Source organism: Levilactobacillus muriae, assembly GCF_045862015.1.
Taxonomy (GTDB): Bacteria; Bacillota; Bacilli; order Lactobacillales; family Lactobacillaceae; genus Levilactobacillus; species Levilactobacillus muriae.
On the sequence record NZ_BAAFRU010000007.1, the window covers coordinates 63,200 to 79,286 of the forward strand.

The 16,087-nt window shown below is 48.5% G+C and carries 13 protein-coding genes; 10 read left to right on the forward strand and 3 right to left on the reverse strand.

Annotated features, from left to right (window positions below):
- Positions 1 to 160: 160 nt before the first annotated feature.
- On the reverse strand, positions 161 to 1,105 hold the full coding sequence (yidC, locus tag ACKTSF_RS06290) for a membrane protein insertase YidC (RefSeq protein ID WP_407887660.1): 945 nt from the start codon (positions 1,103 to 1,105) through the stop codon (positions 161 to 163).
- A gap of 111 nt (positions 1,106 to 1,216) precedes the next feature.
- Positions 1,217 to 1,492 carry an acylphosphatase gene (locus ACKTSF_RS06295; protein WP_407887662.1) on the reverse strand — a complete coding sequence of 92 codons (276 nt, stop codon included), beginning with the start codon at positions 1,490 to 1,492 and terminating at the stop codon, positions 1,217 to 1,219.
- 227 nt (positions 1,493 to 1,719) lie between these two features.
- Here ACKTSF_RS06295 and ACKTSF_RS06300 point away from each other — a divergent pair, with 227 nt between their 5' ends.
- From ACKTSF_RS06300 to ACKTSF_RS06340, 9 genes are all read left to right on the forward strand, one after another.
- Positions 1,720 to 2,490, forward strand: coding sequence for a TrmH family RNA methyltransferase (locus ACKTSF_RS06300; protein WP_407887664.1), 771 nt, complete (start codon positions 1,720 to 1,722; stop codon positions 2,488 to 2,490).
- A 128-nt stretch (positions 2,491 to 2,618) separates the two neighbouring features.
- Entirely contained in the window at positions 2,619 to 3,116 is a 498-nt protein-coding gene (locus ACKTSF_RS06305) for an HD domain-containing protein (protein ID WP_125701705.1), read from the forward strand.
- Positions 3,117 to 3,148: 32 nt separating this feature from the next.
- Entirely contained in the window at positions 3,149 to 3,520 is a 372-nt protein-coding gene (locus ACKTSF_RS06310; protein WP_407887666.1) for a winged helix-turn-helix transcriptional regulator, read from the forward strand.
- 353 nt (positions 3,521 to 3,873) lie between these two features.
- Positions 3,874 to 4,920, forward strand: a complete 1,047-nt coding sequence (pheS, locus tag ACKTSF_RS06315) for a phenylalanine--tRNA ligase subunit alpha (RefSeq protein ID WP_407887668.1) — start codon at positions 3,874 to 3,876, stop codon at positions 4,918 to 4,920.
- Between the two features lie 9 nt (positions 4,921 to 4,929).
- Positions 4,930 to 7,338, forward strand: a complete 2,409-nt coding sequence (pheT, locus tag ACKTSF_RS06320; RefSeq protein ID WP_407887670.1) for a phenylalanine--tRNA ligase subunit beta — start codon at positions 4,930 to 4,932, stop codon at positions 7,336 to 7,338.
- 525 nt (positions 7,339 to 7,863) lie between these two features.
- Positions 7,864 to 8,997: an endolytic transglycosylase MltG gene (gene mltG, locus ACKTSF_RS06325; protein ID WP_407887672.1), complete on the forward strand. Its 1,134-nt coding sequence runs from the start codon at positions 7,864 to 7,866 to the stop codon at positions 8,995 to 8,997.
- A gap of 3 nt (positions 8,998 to 9,000) precedes the next feature.
- Complete coding sequence (gene udk, locus ACKTSF_RS06330; RefSeq protein ID WP_407887674.1) at positions 9,001 to 9,684, forward strand: uridine kinase; 684 nt, start codon at positions 9,001 to 9,003, stop codon at positions 9,682 to 9,684.
- Positions 9,685 to 9,791: 107 nt separating this feature from the next.
- The gene (gene greA / locus ACKTSF_RS06335; RefSeq protein WP_407887676.1) at positions 9,792 to 10,268 is read left to right on the forward strand and encodes a transcription elongation factor GreA; all 477 of its coding nucleotides are present in this window, start codon (positions 9,792 to 9,794) and stop codon (positions 10,266 to 10,268) included.
- 171 nt (positions 10,269 to 10,439) lie between these two features.
- Positions 10,440 to 10,754 (forward strand): HesB/YadR/YfhF family protein, encoded by a 315-nt coding sequence (locus ACKTSF_RS06340; protein WP_407887678.1) that lies wholly within the window; start codon positions 10,440 to 10,442, stop codon positions 10,752 to 10,754.
- A 299-nt stretch (positions 10,755 to 11,053) separates the two neighbouring features.
- Here the strand turns inward: ACKTSF_RS06340 and ACKTSF_RS06345 are convergent, their stop codons facing one another.
- Complete coding sequence (locus tag ACKTSF_RS06345; protein WP_407887680.1) at positions 11,054 to 13,684, reverse strand: YfhO family protein; 2,631 nt, start codon at positions 13,682 to 13,684, stop codon at positions 11,054 to 11,056.
- 165 nt (positions 13,685 to 13,849) lie between these two features.
- Here ACKTSF_RS06345 and ACKTSF_RS06350 point away from each other — a divergent pair, with 165 nt between their 5' ends.
- On the forward strand, positions 13,850 to 15,916 hold the full coding sequence (locus ACKTSF_RS06350; protein ID WP_407887682.1) for a peptidoglycan D,D-transpeptidase FtsI family protein: 2,067 nt from the start codon (positions 13,850 to 13,852) through the stop codon (positions 15,914 to 15,916).
- Positions 15,917 to 16,087: the final 171 nt, after the last annotated feature.

Genomic DNA, 16,087 nt, shown 5'->3' on the forward strand with positions numbered 1-16,087 from the left:
CCATATACAAAAAGCAATTTAATTGGTTACTAAAGGTTGAAAACCAAAATGCCTAACTTACTCTTGCAACCTTCAGTTGGCCATTTGACCAGCCATTTTATACGCAAAAAGTGCCCCTCACCAACAACGGTGAGGGGCACTTGACGTTCAATGATAATGATTAATGATGCCGTTGTTGTTTCCCGGCATTACGATTACGGTTTTTCTTGTCTTGCGTCTTGGCTGCAACTGGTTGTTCCGCAGCGGCTGATGAAGCCGACGTTGCAGGTGTTGCTGGTTTAGCAGCGACCGGTTCAACGACTGGCTTTGGCTTAGGACGACTTTCCATTTGTTCCTTGATCTCCCGACGAATCTTTGGCCGGTAGAAGTTGATAATCAGCGTTTGCACACAGGCAAACAGTCCACCGACGAAGAAGTATAGACCTAATCCGGCTGGTGAACTCATCGTGAAGAACAGAATCATTACGGGTGAGAGCAGCAGGGTGATCCGCATCTGCTTTTTCTGATCTTCCGGCATCCCCAACATGGAAAGGTAACCCTGGAGCAGGTAGGATAGAAAGGCAAGAATAGCGAGAATCCAACTAGATTTTCCAAGTGGAATCGTGAGGAAGACAGCGCCAGATAATTCTGGTGAATACCGAATAGCGGCGTACAAGGCGGCGAAGATCGGCATCTGAATCAATAAGGGTAAACAGCCGATACCACCAGTCATACTGATCCCGTTTTCCTTGTAGAGGGCCATCATGGCTTGACTGGCAGCGGTCTGTTCTTCGGGTGTCTTGGCTTCTTTTTGTCGTTTCTGCATGGCAGCCATCTGTGGGCGAACCATCGAAATCTTTTCTTGTTGTACGGTGGCACTACGCATCTGCTTGATCATGATTGGCAGTAAGACCATTCGCACGATGACGGTTAATCCAATGATTGCCCAACCATAACTATTGCCGAAGAGCTGTGCGAGCCAGTCCATCACGTGTTGCCCGGGAACGGCCAGGTAGTCATAGACGAAGCCATACGGTTTCCCATTCTTGGTCTGCACACAGCCACTCAGGACGAGGGCCATAGCCGCCAGTGCACCGGTAACCGTGACTTTCTTGGAGATTTTCATTTTTATTTTGAACCCCTTTGTATTTAAAACGTAGAGCGCGGACGCCCCCAAACGACGAAAACGCCGTTAACATCAAACATATTACTTGATTTGTAAGTGATTTTCAAATGATTATCTAGTGATTATCCGGAATTCTGCAAATCGTTGCGTCCGAGCCGCAGTGACCTTGAGCTCGTGAACGATGGCCCAGGGCGTCACGCCGGCTTTTATTTGCCGGGCAAAGTTAGCTAATTGTTGCGCGTCGCCGCTGGCTACGATTGCGACTTGACCAGTCGATAAATTCTGGACGGTACCGGTGATGCCTAACTGCTGTGCCAAGCGGGCGGCGGACCAACGAAAGCCCACCCCTTGAACCTGACCAGTGACTAAAAAATGTTGCGTGACCACAAAAGTTCCCCCTTATGCCAGAAAATTTAGATTAATCATACCGCGAAGTATCGCGTCTGCCTAGCGATATGGTAGAATTAACCATGCAGTTTGGCTTAACGGCGGCGGTAACTATCATCAGCTTCACAGTTAAGCGGCACTGATTTGTACGGAAGTGAACAAGCTTTGAACTTAAATCTACTATAATATAATAAAGTTAGTCATTAAAAAAGCGAGGATAAATTAAGATGAAAGAAAAAATCACGTCGGGTCAAAATAAACGCGTCAAGCAGTGGCGGGCCTTAACCTCGAAGAAGGGACGGAAGGCGACACAGTCTTACCTCCTAGAAGGCTGGCATTTGGTACAGGAGGCCTTGAAGGCACAACTACCACTCACAGCTATCATGGGAACGGCGGAGCAGTTAGACGCGCATACTGGGAGCTTTCCAGCCAACGTGGATGTCTTCGAGCTGACTGATAGTCTTGCGAAGACGCTGGGTGATACCAGTACGCCACAAGGCATCTTCGCGACGGCACCCATGCCGGATGATACGGCGGTTGATCCCAACACAGCAACTGGCACTTGGTTGTTCTTGGATCAGGTCCAAGATCCCGGAAATATTGGAACTATGGTACGGACAGCCGATGCTGCTGGCCTGAGCGGTGTTGTCCTGGGGTTAGGCAGTGCGAGTCGTTTCCTGCCTAAGGTGTTGCGGTCCATGCAGGGCAGTCAATTTCATATCCAACTGGTCGAAGGCGACCTGCACAAGTGGATCACGGCCTTTACGCAACGGCAACTGCCGGTCTATGGGACCAACTTGGATCCGCAAGCTAAAGACTATCGTGACATTGATGCCTTGAAAGCTGGAGCAATTGTCATGGGTAACGAAGGTAATGGCATGGCTCCCGACCTCCAACAGTTAACGACACGAAACCTTTACATTCCGATTAAAGGACAAGCAGAGTCGCTCAACGTAGCTGTTGCAGCAGGGATCGTGATGTTCCGATTGGTTGGCTGAACGTTAAGAAACAGTAAATCACATTCACTTTCAGAACATTTTCATTGCTTTTTATCAAAAAGGAAGTATGATATAGGGTAATTAAGCATGACTGAAAATCATAATTCTAAATGAAAAGGAAGCATTCTATGACCAAACTTACTTGGCGTGATGACTCTGAGTACCTCGATTTAGTTTCTGACTTGTTGGAACAGGAGCCGGTTCAACGCCTGGCGAATTACACCCAGCACCACCATTCAACGCGTTTGGAACACTCAATTTCAGTGTCCTATAACAGTTATTTAGTTGCAAAGAAACTTGGTTTGAATACCCGAGCCACCGCACGGGGTGGGTTGTTACATGATTTGTTCTATTATGATTGGCGCACGACGAAGTTTAACTTGGGCTCGCACGCTTTTATCCACCCACGGGTTGCTCTGCGGAACGCTGAAAAGCTGACTGATTTGAATGACATGGAAAAGGATATTATCTTGAAGCACATGTGGGGCGCAACCCTGGCAACACCTAAATACCGGGAAAGTGCCATTGTTTCCTTGGTCGATGATTACGAGGCGGTTCATGAATTCTTTGGCCCAACGCGCAAGCACGTCCAGGCCTTTGTTGAAAAGCTTACGCCTAACGCCTAGTTTCGGTTGAGAAATGGGGGGTCAGAAGCACTATGCAAATGATGTCATCACAGACAAAGCCTGATGAAAGCAGTGTGGATTTCGCACTGTGTCCACGGTTTGAACAGACCTTCTCATTCTTAGGAAAGAAATGGAACGGGCTGATTATTGACGTGCTCCTCCAAGAGGGGCCGCAACGGTTCAGAGACTTAGCACACAAGATTCCCCGTTGTAGCGACCGCGTCTTGGTCGAACGACTCAAGGAATTAGAATTCAATGGTGTGATCGTTCGCCGGACCTTTCCAGATAATTCGTTGATCGAATACGAATTAACTCAGAAGGGCGAAGAATTTAAGAACGTCATGGCGGCGGTTCACGCTTGGTCGGATAAGTGGTATTGCCCAACTGAGGCAGACCAGAAGTAGTTGACAGCATCGAAAAAGTCGGCTAGTCTATAACATGTAATAATTTAAAAACGATGATAGAAAAGCAGTAGCCGGTGCGATTTGTCAGGAAGAGTTTGCCAAGACTGGAAGCAAACTTCAAATTACTGGGTGAATTCAGTTCTTGAGTTGTAATCGGGAGTCGTGGTGACACGATGAATGATTTTCCGGTGAGTGACCGTTATCACTTCTGAGTGTGGTTAGTTTTTGAGAGAAGACTAGCTGAATCAGGGTGGTACCGCGAAGCTTCGTCCCTAGTTATGGGGACGAAGCCTTTTTTTGTGGAAAATTCAGCCAACCGGAAATAGAAAAGTAGAGAAAATGGAGGATGACGTATGTCGTTAAAGGATAAGCTCAGCGAACTGCGGCAACGCGGTTTAGCAGATATTAAAGAATCATCAGATTTAAAAGACGTTAATCAAGTGCGTGTCCAATTATTGGGGAAGAAGGGACCGATCACCGAAGTCTTACGCGGAATGCGGGACCTCGATGCTGAAGAACGGCCAAAAGTTGGGGCATTTGCCAATGAAATTCGTGACGACTTAGCCAACGCTCTTGCCCAACGTAAGGAAGAACTGGAAAAGGCTGTCTTGAATGCGCAATTGGCTAAGGAAACCATCGACGTGACCCTGCCAGGGACGCCGGTCACTAAGGGTGAACCCCACGTGATTCAACAAATCGTGGACCAAATCGAAGACCTCTTCTTGGGCATGGGTTACCAGGTGCTCAGCGGTCCTGAAGTTGAAGAAGACAAGTACAACTTTGAAATGATGAACCTGCCTAAGAATCACCCAGCTCGCGACATGCAGGATACCTTCTACATTACGAAGGAAATCTTGATGCGGACGCAGACGTCACCAATGCAGGCTCGGACGTTGGAAAAGCATGACTTTAGCAAGGGGCCATTGAAGATGATCTCCCCAGGTGTGGTTTACCGGCGTGATACCGATGATCCAACCCACTCTCACCAATTTCATCAGGTAGAAGGTTTAGTTATCGACAAGCACATCACCATGGCTGACCTCAAGGGAACCCTGCAGGTTTTGGCTCACGAATTGTTCGGAGACAAGTTCGATGTGCGGTTGCGTCCAAGCTACTTCCCATTCACTGAACCTTCCGTTGAAGCCGATATTACCTGCTTCAACTGTGGCGGCAAGGGTTGCAAGGTCTGCAAGAATACCGGCTGGATCGAAGTTTTGGGTGCCGGTATGGTTCACCCGAACGTCTTGAAGATGGCTGGCGTGGATCCAGATGTTTACGGTGGATTTGCCTTCGGGGTAGGTCCCGACCGGTTCGCCATGTTGAAGTACGGTGTCGATGACATCCGGAACTTCTACTTGAACGACGTCCGCTTCCTCACACAATTCACAAAGAAAGGATAATCGCCAACCATGAAGATTTCATACAATTGGATTAAAGAATATTTAGATTTGAACGTTAAGCCCGCTGATCTGGCGGAAAAAATCGAACGGACTTCCGTGGAAGTTGATGGTGTTACCACACCTAGCGACGGACTGAAGAAGATCGTGGTTGGACACGTCCTTTCCATGGAAGCACATCCAGACTCCGACCACTTGCACGTGTGCCAAGTTGATGTTGGCGAAGATGACCCCTTACAAATTGTTTGTGGGGCACCTAACGTCGCCGCTGGTCAGAACGTCATCGTGGCTTTACCTGGTTCACGGATTGCCGATAACGTTAAGATCAAGAAGTCTAAGATGCGTGGTATCCCATCCGCTGGGATGATCTGTGCTTTACAGGAAATTGGATTCCCTGAAGATGTTGTGCCTAAGGCTTACGTGGATGGAATCTACGTCTTGCCGGAAGATGCAACGCCTGGGGATGCTGTTTACGATGTTTTAGGCATGAACGATAGCTTAATTGACCTCGACGTGACACCTAACCGTGGCGATATGCTGAGCCTCTATGGGACGCTGCATGATCTGGCGGCTATTTATGACAAGCCAGTCGAATTGGATCATCCAGAAGTGAAGGAAGATGGGGCAGCCATTGCCGATCAACTGGCGACTCATGTGGATGAGAAATTATCACCGCAATACCGGATGCGTCTGGTGAAAAACGTGAAATTGGCGCCAAGCCCAATGTGGCTACAGATTCGTCTGTGGAACGCTGGCATGCGGCCAATTAACAACGTGGTTGATATCACGAATTACATCATGTTGAAATACGGTCAACCTCTGCATGCTTTCGACTACGATAAGTTTACCGGTGAGGATGTTTACGTTCGGACTGCCAAAGCCGGCGAAAAGTTAACAACCTTAGATGAAAACGACCACGACCTCAATGAAAATGACATCGTGATTGCTGACCAAAAGGGCCCAATTGCCTTAGCCGGTGTTATGGGTGGTTTGGACGCGTCCATTCAGGATGGGACGACCACGGTGGCCATTGAATCCGCCGTCTTTGAACATGATCACATCCGGAAGGCTGCACAGCGGCATAATTTACACACGGACGCTTCACAACGTTTCGAACGGGGCATTAATCAAGCTGGGGTGCAAGAAGCTTTAGACGCTGCCGCTCAGATGATGAATGAGCTCGCCGATGGGGAAGTTCAAAAGGGCTCCGTTGTTGGTAGCAGCAACATTCCTGAACCGGCCGTGATTGATATTACGCTGACTCACGTCAACGCTATTCTTGGGACGGAACTGACCATGGACCAGGTTTCTCACATTCTGGAAAGTTTAGGCTTCGAAGTTGCTGTTAACGGCGATACTTTGACAGTGACGGTGGCTGTTCGTCGGAATGACATTCATATTCCAGCCGATCTCTTGGAAGAAATCGCGCGGATTTACGGCTACGACCAGTTACCAGCGACGTTACCAACCGGCCGGATGACCATGGGGACGTTGACGACTAAGCAACGGTTAATGCGGGCAACGCGTCACTCTCTCGAAGGGTTAGGACTGAATCAAGCTATTTCCTACGCCTTAACGACGGAAGAAAAGGCTAAGATGTTCATGATGCAAGCCAGCGAAACGACCAACTTGGCTTGGCCAATGAGCGTGGACCACGCCGTCTTACGGATGAATGTGGTTTCTGGTTTGTTAGACGACATCGCCTACAACTCTGCACGCAAGGTCAAGGACGTGGCCCTTTACGAACAAGGCCGGGCCTTCTACCGTGAGGCTGGCAACGATCGTCCTAGCGAAGAGGAACACATCGCCGGGGCGATTACCGGGACTTTGATGCCTGAAGCCTGGAATCAACCGGCCCAACCCGTTGACTTCTTCCAAATGAAGGGCATTGTGGCGGCTTACCTGAAGGACATGGCGGTCAATGGTGACGTGACCTACGAACCTAACACTGATATGCCTGAAATGCACCCTGGTCGGACTGCGGACGTCTTAGTTCACGGTCACCGGATTGGTTTCTTAGGGCAGATTCACCCGTTGATTGCCAAGAAATTCAAGATTGGGGCTACTTACGTCTTCGAATTGAACTTACAGGCCATCATCGATATGCCTAAGCAAGAGAACCAGTACGATGTGATCTCTCGCTACCCAGCAATCACGCGGGACATTGCGATGCTCGTGGATGACGATGTCACGAATGACCAAGTCGTTGCGTTAATTGAACGTCGTGGGGGTGCCTTCCTCCAGTCTGTCAAGCTGTTTGACGTGTACGACGGTGTTAAGGTACCAAAGGGTAAGAAGTCCCTAGCCTACACGTTAACTTACCAAGACAAGCACGAGACCTTGGTGGATGACGCTGTGACCCAAGCCTTCGACAAGGTTTCTAAGCGTCTGGAAGACGACTTAGGCGCTCAGATTCGTTAATTAAGATTTGCTAGTAAGCTGCGATAAAGACGTGTTTGATTTCTGGATAGGAAGTCAAACGCGTCTTTGGTGAATGAGAAAGTTTTTTGGAGGACTTGGATGAACTGTTAAGTTGCGTTTGGGATTTTGGACTGATGTTTTTGCTTTGATTGGCCGTTGGTTTGGGCTTGCTCTAATTTTCTATAGCTGAAACGTGCGCCACAAGGCAGACTCCTGCGCTTAACCCCAATAAGGAAAAAGCTAGACCCGGGCTTTTGCCCTTATTGACGTTAATGCTCGGCATCTAATCGCCTTGTTCGACACTCTTTTCCGAAACGTGTTCCAGAAGGCAGGTCCCTGCGCTTAACCCCAATAAGGAAAAAGCCAGGCCCGGGCTTTTACCCTTATTGACGTTAATGCTCAGGACCTAACCGCCTTCTTCCACACTCTTTCTAAAATTTTTATCAAAGTAGCGCTTTCAAGCTCCCATATTCTCATATTTTCTGTATAATGAAGAAGACTATGGCATAGAACGGAGGAAATAAGTTGGATAATGGCAATACGCCCACACCGTCAAGACAGGATTCGGGCAAGAAGCGGTCTTTTGGCCGGCGAATTATGGTTGGCGTGGCGAGTTTGTTAGTCCTGCTGGCAGTGATTATCGGGATCTTCGGGTATCATTACTTCCAGACGGCACTCAAGCCTATGAATACGAAGAATAATAACGTGGTGCAAGTTCACGTTCCCCTCGGAGCAACTTCTAACAAGATTGGACAGATCTTGCAGGATGATAAAGTTGTTAAGAGTGGAATGGTCTTCAATTACTATGTGAAATCGAATAAGTTCACGAATTTTCAGGCGGGGTATTACCAGTTAAAACCGTCCATGACGCTCAAACAGATTGCTAAGCAGTTGCAGAAGGGTGGTTCGGACGAGCCTATCCAGAGTACGGCGGGGAAGCTGTTGGTTCGTGAGGGAGAAACTGTCGATCAGTTGGCTGCTGAGATTCCTATTCAGACCGACTTCACCAAGGCAGAATTTCTGAAATTGATGAAGGACGATACGTTCTTTGATCAATTGGCGAAGAAATACCCACAACTGTTGGGTTCGGCGAAGTCTGCCAAGCAGGTTCGTTACCGGTTAGAAGGGTACCTAGCACCCGCGACGTACCAAGCTGGTAAGAAGATGACGTTGAAGGACATCATCACTCAGATGGTGGCCAAGTCCGATCAGAACCTGCAGGGTAGCTACGCAACAATCAAGAAACAAAAACGGAGTGTCCAGGAGGTCATGACGTTGGCGTCTTTGGTTGAACGTGAAGGGGTCTCACAGAGTGACCGGGATAAGATTTCCGGTGTATTCTTGAACCGAATCAAGGCAGGAATGGCCTTACAGTCTGACATTTCCGTGCAATATGCTTTGAAGACTACCAAGAAAACGTTGACCTACAAGGACTTGAAGGTCAAGTCACCGTATAACCTGTACGTGCATACTGGATACGGTCCAGGGCCATTTGATAATCCAAGTGTTTCCTCAATCAATGCGGTACTGCACCCGAAGGATCAGAAGAAAGGGTACTACTACTTCATTGCAAATACCAAGACCGGGAAAGTTTACTTCTCCCAGACTTACGCAGAGCACCAAGCAAAGACCAGTTCATTAGCGAGTGATAATAAGTAAAGGATGGCGACAGTGTTGGCAGACAAAAAGCGACCGATTATTATTGGGGTTACCGGGGGTTCCGGTAGTGGTAAGACAACGGTTAGTCGGGCAATTTTTAATCAATTGATTGGACATTCAATCATGATTTTACAACAGGATTCGTACTATAACGATCAGGCTGAAATGACGATGGAGGAACGGGCAGCTGTCAATTATGACCACCCACTGGCCTTCGATACGGACCTGTTGATCTCACAACTCAAACAGCTGTTAGATCGTAAACCGATTGAAAAACCAGTCTACGATTACACGCTTTCGACGCGAAGCAGCAAGACGATTCATCAGGAGCCGCGTGACGTGATCATTCTGGAAGGGATTCTCATTTTAGATGACGAACGTCTGCGTGACCTGATGGATATCAAGGTCTTCGTTGATACGGACGATGACATCCGTATCATTCGGCGAATCGAACGGGATATGAATGAACGGGGTCGGTCCTTGGAATCCATCATTCAACAATATCTCGCAACGGTTAAGCCAACGTACCATCAATTCGTGGAACCAACGAAGCGTTACGCGGACTTGATCGTGCCAGAAGGCGGCGAGAACCAAGTCGCTATCGACCTGTTAGTCACCAAGATTCGGGCGATTCTCGAAGCTAGTGGCAATGAAGAAGTTTTTGACAATCCAGATACAACCATATAGAATAGGACGGGTTAGCTGGTAAATCGGCTAACCTTTTCTACAAACAAAAAATTTAGGTTGACGTGCGCGTCAATATTTAAAAATATACCAATTAAGGGGTGGCCAGTGTGGCACAAGATAAAATGTATCCAATGACTGAAGAAGGTAAGGAAAAGCTCGAGACAGAACTCGAGGACTTAAAGATGGTTCAACGACCTAAAGTCATTGACCGGATTAAGATTGCCCGTTCTTACGGGGATTTATCTGAAAACTCAGAATATGAATCAGCCAAGGACGAACAAAGTATGTTGGAAACGCGGATCAGTACCGTTGAACGGATGCTGCAATACGCCCAAATCATCGATAACGGTGGGACCGACAAGGATGAAATCACCGTCGGTAAGAAGGTTACTTTCAAGGAATTACCCGATGAAGAACCCGAAGAATACACCATCGTGGGTGCCGCTGAAGCTGACCCAATGTCCGGTAAGATCTCGAACGATTCCCCAATTGCCAAAGGCCTGTTAGGGCATCGCAAGGGCGAAGAAATCACGTTTGATACGCCAGGTGGCGATATGTCCGTCAAGGTTTTGGACGTGGAATAGCTTGAATTTGGAAGAACTAATCCTGCGGGGTTGGTTCTTTTTGTTTAACTGAATACGAACGAAAGCGGAGCAACCCTCAGGTGAGAGACTTGCCAAGAACCGTCTTCTCGTGTTATAAAGAAGGAGAGAATGAAAACGGATTCATAGTCTGCCTAAGAGGAGTCTTGGATAATGAAAATTACGGTTACTGATGCAGCAAGCAAATGGTTTCGAGAAGAAATGGGAATGACCGGACGCGGTATCCGTTTCTTCGGAAAGGTTTACGGTAAGACCCCGGTGCACGAAGGGTTTTCACTGGGAATGACGCCAGATGATCACCCCCGCGATCCAATCGTGGCGGAAACCAAGGACGATGTGACCTACTACATTACCGAGGGGGACCAATGGTTCTTCGTCGGTTATGACTTAACGATCGATTACGATCCCAAGACGGATGGACCGACCTATATCTACAAGGATAATGGCGAACTGGACAAGGAAGATTAGCTGGTGATCTTCGAATAAGCACACCGTAAAAATTTGAAACAGGTTTGGCTCTGGGGCACGCCTCAGAGCCTTTTATATAATCATAATTATACCGAATTGCTGCCGCCCACTAGGCTTTGCTTGTGTTTTTCTGGGGACTCCGGTAGTATTTGAGCCACAGTAAGAAACTTTCGAAATCAAGATAAACGCAAAGAGATGCGCGGCCCACCAATTTAACTGGCAGGATCGCGCATCTCTTTGTTTTAAACAGATTTTCAATATCAGATTGTCTTCGGCAGTTGCAGGTCAAGTCTTAGCGTTTAGCGTCGCCGGTGAGTCAACCACCAACCGCCAGTCAGGACGACCAACGTCAGTCCGCTGATCAGCAGGCCAATAGTCAACAGTGGCGGCCAGTAGGACAATGTGACGGTATTCTTACCCTTTGGTAGTTTCACCGCAGTAAACATGCTAATCGTCTTGTAAGTCTTGGCCGCCTTGCCGTTAACGGTGGCGTGCCAACCTTGTGAGTATGGGATGGATGTGTTCAGGACTTCGCCCGCCTTGGTCGTGGTGATCTGACCACTAAAGTAACGACTAGAATGTTTGGTCAGGTACCAAGGCTGAGACTTCAACTGGGTGACCGCTGACTTAAAGACGTTAGTGTTCAGGCTGTAAAGTGTAAAGTTTTCCAACCACAATGAGCCCTTCTTCAGGGTGATCGTCAGCTTGACGGTCTTACCCTTAGCGTGATCGGCCACACTCACCATGATCGTATTACGATAAGTCTTGTACTGGTTTAACGTCTTGCCATTCAGGACGAAAGTTGCATTGTCTGGATTGACCGTGGAGCCAAACGTCAGGTAGTACGGATCGTTGGTCGTCGGTTTCATGGTCAACGTGATACTACCGGGTTTTAGCAGGTTCTTCTTCTGAAGGACGGCACCGGTAATTTTCGTTTGTTGGTTGATGTTGGCAAACGTGACTTGATCGAAGTTCTGCGCAGTGTAGAGCTTACTGTCCGCGGAATTGCCGGTCAAGGCTGCCAGCCAATTGGCCTGATACTGTGCAGGATCGCCCGTCTTATTCTTGAGTGACAAGATTTGTGAGCTTGCCGCGTAGCCTAATGGGAGCGCGTAGGGGTTCTTGTAGGTGGTTGCCCAGTGGTCGGCGCCAACTTTGGCGTAATCAGCCAGGTCGGCCTTATTAGACATCGCAGGTAGCATACTAGAGCCGCTGAGAGCGCCCGATAGTTCCTTTTGCTGGAAGTAGTATTTCATATTCAACAGGGAATCGGTGACCAAGGTTCCGTTGGTATAAGCGACAAAGCCGTCACCGTCTGGATTCCCGGTGTTGCCGTAGAAGGTTGGCACTGACTTAGGCAGGACAGAGGAGAAGACCCCACCGCCGTTGAAACCAGTCTGGAAGGCATCCCCCTTGGTCCGCATGAAGGTCTTGCCTATCCGGTAAGCACTGGTATCTTTCTTCTGAACCTTATTGACCAGTCGCTGAAGTTCATTAGTGTAATTGCCATATTCGCCCTGTGACACGTAACTAATATTGTTGAGCGAAGTAAAGGCGTTGGCCGAAATTTCGGTGACCCCAATGACGAAGAAAAGGAAGGGATAGATCCAGTGATGTTTGATGGGCAGTGTTGTCAGCACGAGAGCCATGACCACGAAGAACATGCCCAGCAAGACTTGGTTCATCTGTAAGAATTTAAATGACTTCAGGTTAAGTGCCACGTAAGCTGCACCGACAACAATAATGATCGTGACGAGAGCGATAGCGAGCCAACCAGGCTCGAAGTCGTCAGTTAGCGTCTGGGCTGCTAACCAGATCAGCCAGAAGCTGACGACAAATGAAAACCGGTATGGGTACCAGACCGGAAATTGGCCAGCGTGCCAGAGCAAATCCAGTGGTTGAAGGCACAGCGACAGGGCCAGAAAGACCGTAATGATGCCGGCTGTGATCCGGGTGCGCAGGGCAATCTTGCGATCACTGAAGTAAAAGAGGGCGCCAAGTAGCGCGATGGCGCCGATAAACAGATTCGCCGTGCCATCGGGCATTTGATCAAAGTTGAAGGCACCTAGGAAAAACTTAGCAATCATCTTGGGCGGGAAAAATTCGAATTTCCACTTAAAGGTTGTGACCGTATACTGGGCTTTACTCTGAGCTAGGGACCACCAGGTTGGCAGTAAGACGACTGCTGAGAGTAACCCAGCCGTGATTGAGGTCCAAGCGAAACGACCAGCCTGTGCCAGAAGGCCGCGGAAGTTCGTGTAACGGTCGACGGCCAGATAGATGAATGTCAGAATCATAAACAAACAAATCATGTAGGCCATATAGTAGTTCACGATTAAGCTAATTGCTAGCCAAATGACGTAGGTGCGCCACTTGCCTGTATGAATCAGTAGGTATAGGCCATAGAAGACCAGTGGGAGCAAGTAAGCGGCATCCAGCCACATGATGTTCAGTTGGTTGGCAATTGACCAGCCCATTAGCGCGTAAGCCGTGGCGAAGGTAATCGCCTTTAAACCGGATTGCTGCGTTGTCTTGAGCAATACCCAGGCGAAGGTCAACCCGGCCAACCCGTATTTGATGACCGTTAGGAAGAAGACCCCAGTGGTCAGGGAAGCACCCGGGCAGAGGAGGAGAATCCAGTTCAGCGGACTCAACAGGTAGTAGGCCCAGGTTCCAAGCATTTCACCACCCAAACCATTGGCAAAGGAATAGAAGATGCTGCTGGGATCGTGGAGTAACGCACGTCGCATGTAAGCAAAGAAGTCGATGTATTGTTGCCCCAAATCGACCGTTAACAGGCTACTCGACCCGAATGGGGCCATTTGACGGTAGATAAAATAGGCCGTCATGAGAATAAAGGGGGTTAAAAAAGCCCCGAGTAGGGTAAATTGGCGTGGTGAGAGGCGCCAGCGCCGGTTTCGAACTTGCAAGTAAGCCACCTCAATCTTTAGAAATTATAAAAGTTACCGTGGAGCCTGTACATTTTGCTTTTCGCTCTCTAGAATAGCATAGAAACATTAAATTTCGGTAGCGGGATAGTTGTCTCCAGCGAAGTTTGGTAAAATAGTAGCTGTACAATAAGGAGCAGAGCTGTTGTGAAGAATTTTTATAATCGAGTTAGCAACCGAAATCAGCGGTCTGACGGTCCTCAGCGGTCACAGATCCCGTTTCGGTTAAACTTCCTATTCATTATCGTTGCCCTGTTATTTGCAGCGCTGATCGGTCAATTGGCGTATTTGCAAGTGATGTATGGGTCGAAATTTAAGGCGGAGGTCAATTCGACCGATACCACCATTGAGACGACAAACGTGCAACGGGGGATGGTTTATGATTCTACCGGTAAAGTTTTAGTGGGAAACAAGGCCCATCAAGCGATTTCCTACACGAAGGGGGTCAACGTGCTGTCAACGAGCATGTATGACATCGCCAACAAGTTAGGAAATTACCTGACTGTTTCAACCAGCACATTGACGCCCCGGCAGTCAATTGACTACTATTTGACCGATCAAAATCGGTTGAAAGCAGTCGAAAGCAAGCTTTCTGGGACGAAGGGACTATCGACAACGGCACTCTACAACAAAGCCTTGGCTTATTTGGAAAATGATTCATCCTTTAAATTAACCAAGACGCAAAAGAATGCCGCCGCCATCTTTGCGAAGATGAGCGGAGCCTACGCCTTGTCAACGACCTACATCAAGGATTCTGGGGTCTCCAGTCAAGAAATCGCCCAGATTGGTGAACACTTGTCTGAGATGCCTGGGGTTCAAGTTGGGACAAGCTGGTCGCGGAACTATCCGAACGGGAAGTCGATGAATTCCATCATCGGGACCGTTTCGTCTGAAAAGACCGGGTTGCCGAGCGACACAGTCAACGAACTGTTGGCTCAAGGTTATTCTCGAAATGACAGTGTTGGTCAATCCTACCTGGAACAGGAGTATGAATCCGTTCTGCGGGGGACCAAGGCTGAAAAGCAGGTCGAAGTGGCTGGGAACAATACGGTGACGAAGGAAGTTAAGAAGTACGGTGGGCAAAAGGGGGATAACCTTCAATTGACCATTAATTCTAAGTTCCAGAGTCAACTTCAATCCTTAGTCAAGTCTGCCGAAGCTGGTGCGGGGGGGAATTCAACGGGAACCTATGCCGTTGTCATGAACCCAAACACCGGTGGTGTCATTGGAATGGCCGGTGTTGACCGGAACCCATCAACGGGCAAGACGACCGATAACGCGCTGGGAACGATCAACAGCGATATTGTTATGGGGTCCGTCGTCAAGGGGGCTATGGTCTCTGGCGCCTTAATGGATGGGGTCATCACGCCGACCAGCAGTACAATGACCGATATGCCGATCACCGTTGGTGGGGTTAAGAAGTCTTCCTGGTTTAACCACGGGGGCAGTTCTAACATTGCTGTCAACGCTGCTGGTGCTTTGGAAGTTTCCTCTAACTCCTACATGATGCAATTGGCCATGAAGGAAGCCGGATTTAAGTATTCTTCCGGTGCTGCTTTGACCATGAGCACTAAGGCGTTCGACATTGAACGGGGCTACTTTAAGCAGTTTGGTTTAGGTGTTAAGACCGGGATTGATTTACCTGGTGAAAGTGCTGGATTGGAAGGGTCGAGCTCGTTCTCCCACATTGGGAACGCACTTGACCTGTCCTTCGGGAACTACGATGCTTACACGGTCATGCAAGTGGCACAGTACATGTCTACGATTGCTAATGGTGGCACGCGGATCGCACCACACGTGGTTCAATCCATCCGTGGGACGACATCAACCGGACAATTAGGAGCGGTCAAGTCTACCGTTGAACCTAAGGTCTTGAACACCATTGGTATGACGACGGCACAGAAGAACATAGTCAAAGAAGGACTCTACGACGTGGTTCATGGGAGTAATACCTACAAGACCGGTGGGGCAATGTCTTCCATCACGCCAAAGATCTCTGCCAAGACTGGGACGGCGCAAACGTATTACAAGGGAAACGAAACAGTTACCCTGAGTCTGGCGTCTTACGCACCGTCGACGCATCCACAAGTTGTTGTGGCCTTAGCCATGCCTAACTTGGGGGTCAACGCCGAAAGTAACAACATGACGTTAGCCAAGAAGATCTACGCAGCATATTGGAAGACGGTTCAATCAACTTCCACAATTAATCAGTAAGTCAGTTTAAAGTGGTACGAATTATCCGATGTTTGGGGTAGTTCGCACCGCTTTTTGCATGGTTTGGTATTCACTCGTCTGTGGTTCCCTAACTGAAGGTTGAGAGTCCAAGTGCACCTAGAAAGACCCAGCTAACAGAGATTTAATCCACAAAATTAGTCGAAAATTACC